The sequence below is a fragment of the Novipirellula sp. genome (genome assembly GCF_041583735.1).
Taxonomy (GTDB): Bacteria; Planctomycetota; Planctomycetia; order Pirellulales; family Pirellulaceae; genus Novipirellula.
In genome coordinates this window covers 1-4,577 of the sequence record NZ_JBFHFD010000686.1, presented here as the reverse complement: position 1 = coordinate 4,577, position 4,577 = coordinate 1, and the positions used below count along the sequence as shown (strand labels likewise).

Below are 4,577 nucleotides of genomic sequence, written 5' to 3'. Positions count from 1 at the left end.
CGAACTACGACTGCTTTTGCCTCAGGATCGCGTCAAGCTGTTGGCACTGGCCGAGATCGAAGGCTCGATTGACGTGGACGAAACGGGGGCCACCTTCGCGGAAAACGCGGCCTTAAAAGCGACCGAACAAGCCAAACATCTTGGCCAATGGGTGCTAGCCGAAGACAGCGGGCTGACCGTCGATGCACTGGGCGGCGAACCGGGAGTCCACTCGGCTCGCTACGCCGGCACCCATGGTGACGACGAAGCCAATAACGACAAACTGCTGGCGGCATTGAAGGACGTGCCGGATGACCGCCGGACGGCACATTTCAATAGCTACCTGTGCCTTTCGGATCCACAAGGCAACGTGCGATTGGAAGCCAATTCACGTTGCACAGGCCGGATTGCCCACACACGGCAAGGCACCGCCGGATTCGGCTACGACCCGCTGTTTATCATCCGCGAATACCATCGCACGTTTGGCGATTTAGATTTGACGGTGAAGCGAGCGATCAGCCACCGCTCTCGAGCACTGCGGCAATTTGTGCCCGAGTTTTTGCGGTTGATCGAATCGATCGATCAATAGGCTTCGTTGATCTGGGATAGGCGGGAAGTCGATCCCACATTTACGACCGCGATACTCTTACGGCGTAAGCGCAGGGTCGTTTCCATACCCGAGGCCAGGGCCAGAGAGCATTCGCGTGGGAACTTGGCCACCGCGAACCTCAAAGAACTCGCCAAAGTCTGCCATCCAGCGTTGATTGGCGGCGGGTGAATACTGGCGGCCATTGCTTTCGATCGCGGCAACGCCCGGAATATGAGCGGCCAATGAAGCCGAGTGCAACAGCGACGCTCCGACGCACGTCAGATCCTGGACACACAAAAACAACTTCTCGTGACGCGCGACGGCCCCCAGCAACAAGGCCTCGGCGTGCCCCTTACATGCCTTCAGTGCGATTCCGCTGTAGCCCTGTTTGATCGCCGTGCGAAGCGAACGAAGGTTCACCAGCGATTCATCAATCACCACCGGCAAACGCTCGCGAACACGATGCATCGTGATCGCCGGCAAACGTTCCAAGTCGCGGTGCGTCGGTTGTTCGATGTACTGAATGCAACGAAGTGCATCGGGTTGTTCGCGGGTAATACGTTCGAGCACCGCCAACACATATTCTTCGTCCGCGCATTTCTCGTTGAAGTCGAGCGAGAAGGCCCAATCCGCTTGACCGGCCACCGGTTTTGCACGAACGCTAGTGGCGACTTGGTGCGTCCGGATCACACGCTGAACATCCCAATCCAAATCGTCGCCATTGAGTTTAATTTTCAAATGGGTCAAGCCGTCACGAACGATCCAGTCACGTAGCGTTTCAGGCAATCCATCGCCGACGGGCTGATCCAGATCGCCATCGCCAAGCGGATCAAGGGCGCCGACGAGATGATACAGTGGCATCGAAGCAACTGGCTCGTTCGAAATCAAATCACCAAGCCACACGTCACGGTAGGCAGATTCACCTAGGTAATGAGCCAAGTCATGCTCGAGATACGGCTGCGACAACAGCGCGTAGCTACTTTGACCGGCTGCTTTGCCATGCGCATCGAACAACGCCGCCTCGACAGGAGACGCTGCGAGCAGCACGGCAAGATCAGGAATCGGAGAGTTCAACCCTCGCTCGGATGCAAGCTGCTTCGCAATCGACTCGCGCACTGGAATCATCTGATGACAGATATCCAGCGGATGCCCAGTCAACTCGCTGCCGGAGAACGCTTTTGCGATACGTCCGACCAATTCAACAACGATGTCAAGCTTTTCAGCATCGCCCACCGACGGATCGGGCCACGCCCAGGCGACTCCCATTGTCATCGAACCGAGCCCGGTGGCCGCTTGCGAGGCCGATTCGGCATTGCAATCGACCGAAACCACGGTGACATCCGTGACCACTCGCCCGCCAAACTTCATTGGCGTTCGGTAATCATAGGTCTCGCTGCGCACATTCAGTTCGACGCGTTGTAAATCAGTTAAGGTTTTCATGCCTGAAACTGTAGCCGAATTTGGAGAGACATTCGACCACCACAATCCACGTCGCTGGATTTTGCATCAACCAAACGGGCAAAGTATCAAATACTTTGCCGGTTGTTCTGAAAAAAATGAGCCAGCTCGATGGGTTGCGAAGGTCACTGATTCCCCTCGCAACCCTTCCGCACTAGACCAAGTTCTTACGAACAGCCCAAACAGCGGCTTGAGTACGATCGCTAACGCCGATCTTGCGAAGGATGTGCTGGACATGTTCCTTCACGGTTTCATAGCTGATGCCGAGCATCTTGGCGATTTCTTTGTTGGTCAAACCGAGCGCCATTTGCCGAAGGACTTCGCTTTCGCGCTGAGTCAAAGGGACTTCGATGTCTTGGCTCAAACGAGGCGTTGCCAACGCACCGGTGACGCGTCGCAGTTCTTCGCGGGTCCATGCCGATTCGCCCGAAACGGCTAGCTTGAGAGCTTCGGTCAGACGTTCGCGGCCAGCCGACTTCAACACAAAACCTGCGGCGCCCAGTGCAACGGCACGAGCGATGTAGGTTGGGTTGTCGTACGCCGAAAACAACACGATTGGAAGATCGGGGTGGTCCAGCTTGATACGCCCAAGAGCGTTCAGTCCATCTCCACCTTCCATACGGATATCCAACAGAACCACGTCGGGCTTAATGGCTTCGACTTGGCTGAGTGCTTCAGCCGCAGTGGTCGCTTCACCGGCGACCTCGATGTCGGTCCCCTCGAGCAACAGCGCGATGCCCACTCGAATGATCTCGTGGTCATCAACAATCAGAAGCTTCTTGGTCATTTTCTTATTCCTGTAAGTAGAAGAGATTCGCGTATCTGCAATTTCTTAATTTTCCCACCACGTCAAGCGTGTCTGGGGTACCTCACCAGCGACATTCGCCGTAAAGCTTACTCTATTCGGGTGCTCACCCTTACGCAGGATGATGATTTACTCCAGCAACCCGCCAAACCAAAATTTACTTCCAAAAGTTTGACGTTTTCCTGAGTACACCGCTCGATTCACTCCGATTGACGCGTTCACCAAAGCCGCAGTGCAATTGCATCACTGCCCCCTTGATGACGTTTCCCTGACTACAAACATCGCGAAAAATCGCTGTTTTTACCGCATCGAGTCAAATCGACGGGTTCGGTAAAGAGAACGCGGTCAGCAGGTTTTAAGTCCGCCGCAATGGGGACGACAAGGTCCCTTCGTCCATTCGGCTGTTGAAGTCACCCCCCTATTATTAACACGAAAAGAGGGGGGGGAAGGGGGGCGCTAGTCAATTGAATGCGAATTGGGTTGATCCCGACAACGAAATGGGGGGGACAAAACGCGATTACCAAAATGGTTTTCTGTTTTCCGAACCCAACACCCCTCAATCGGACGGACTCAAAACCCAAAAAGGAAAATTTGCCCGTTTGCTTTTATTTCGGGTAATCGACGGTCTTTCTTGCCTCATTTCATGCCCTGGCGTCGATTGACGCGATCGCTAGGACCGGGACTAATTTCACTCAGCTTCGCTAATGACGATACGTTTTCCGTACCACCAAAAATAACGGCGTGCGGCTTGCCGCTATACAAAAAACTGCTGTCGTGGAAGGCGATCAAGCGAGCTTAAAAATTGCGGAACGATCAATTTAACGGCTTCCGCGGCGGCCGACCTCGCCGAGAGTTCGGACAAAATCCCGTCGATTGCCGCTTCCTAAAAGCTTCACTGCGTTAGCCTTCAGGGAAAGGTTGCTGCAGCCCTGAATCGACTTGACGCTCGGCTCGACGTCGCGGCGTGCTCAGCCACCGCAGCATCCGACGAACATGGGGCGACGAACATGGGGCGACGAACACGAGCCCAAACCGCTGTTACAAAAGGACCACAGGCGAGTCCCAAAAAGGCTGTCTCGCGTGGCAGCGGTCGCAGCGTTGGATTCCGGCATGATGAGGGTCCGTGCTGGGGTGATAACGGACGGGCGTCGACCTTTGTCCAAGCCGGGGCACCTAAACAAGCCTCCTTGGTGCTCCCCGCATGGCATTTCGGCTATGATTCTTCACATTAATCATCACCGTTTCTCTAATTCACCTGGGAGGTTTCTTTGTTACGGAATCGCTAGACGGCGTTTCACACATAGCCACGTCGGTAAAAGTCAGACGCGATCGGTCTTTCTCCGGCATGCATGTAGAGGCGTGGTAGGTTTGATTCGTTAGCGACCTGGACCGATTTATCCGTTTAAGACCCTGGTGCCTGAGCAACTGGGACTTGTTTGGAATGAAAGTTCATCGCCAACGTCACAGACACTCGATAAGGCACTTCAGACAGCGGCGAATTAGCGGCCCCCCAATGACTCAGACGGACGCAGCATGGTGGAGCGTTACGATAGAGGAAGCCCGGTTAAGCGAGGCATGGGAGCCTACATTTTCTCCGCTGCACTAAAAGCGTCTAGCATTTTTGATAGAGGAACCTGCAATATGCTCATGAAACAGCCGTGCCCCGAACAGCAATTTGCTTACCAAGCCCCTTACGGCTCGACACTGCAGGACACTGGCGTTCAGTTTTCCGTGTTCAGCCGTTCG

At 54.8% G+C, this 4,577-nt stretch carries 3 protein-coding genes; 1 reads left to right on the top strand and 2 read right to left on the bottom strand.

From position 1 onward, the window contains the following. Window positions 1–568: RdgB/HAM1 family non-canonical purine NTP pyrophosphatase (gene rdgB, locus ABX962_RS30940; protein ID WP_372725369.1), on the top strand; the 568-nt coding region annotated here is incomplete at its 5' end. Between the two features lie 57 nt (window positions 569–625). On the opposite strand, the gene ABX962_RS30935 is transcribed toward rdgB, so the two are convergent. Further along, on the bottom strand, window positions 626–2,008 hold the full coding sequence (locus ABX962_RS30935; protein WP_372725368.1) for an enolase C-terminal domain-like protein: 1,383 nt from the start codon (window positions 2,006–2,008) through the stop codon (window positions 626–628). Window positions 2,009–2,180: 172 nt separating this feature from the next. Further along, the gene (locus ABX962_RS30930; protein ID WP_339943403.1) at window positions 2,181–2,813 is read right to left on the bottom strand and encodes a response regulator transcription factor; all 633 of its coding nucleotides are present in this window, start codon (window positions 2,811–2,813) and stop codon (window positions 2,181–2,183) included. Window positions 2,814–4,577 lie beyond the last annotated feature (1,764 nt).

What these genes read in the sequence shown, in the direction of transcription:
- ABX962_RS30930 (WP_339943403.1), bottom strand. Translation starts at nt 2,813, where the DNA reads ATGACCAAGAAGCTTCTGATTGTTGATGACCACGAGATCATTCGAGTG.
- ABX962_RS30935 (WP_372725368.1), bottom strand. Translation starts at nt 2,008, where the DNA reads ATGAAAACCTTAACTGATTTACAACGCGTCGAACTGAATGTGCGCAGC.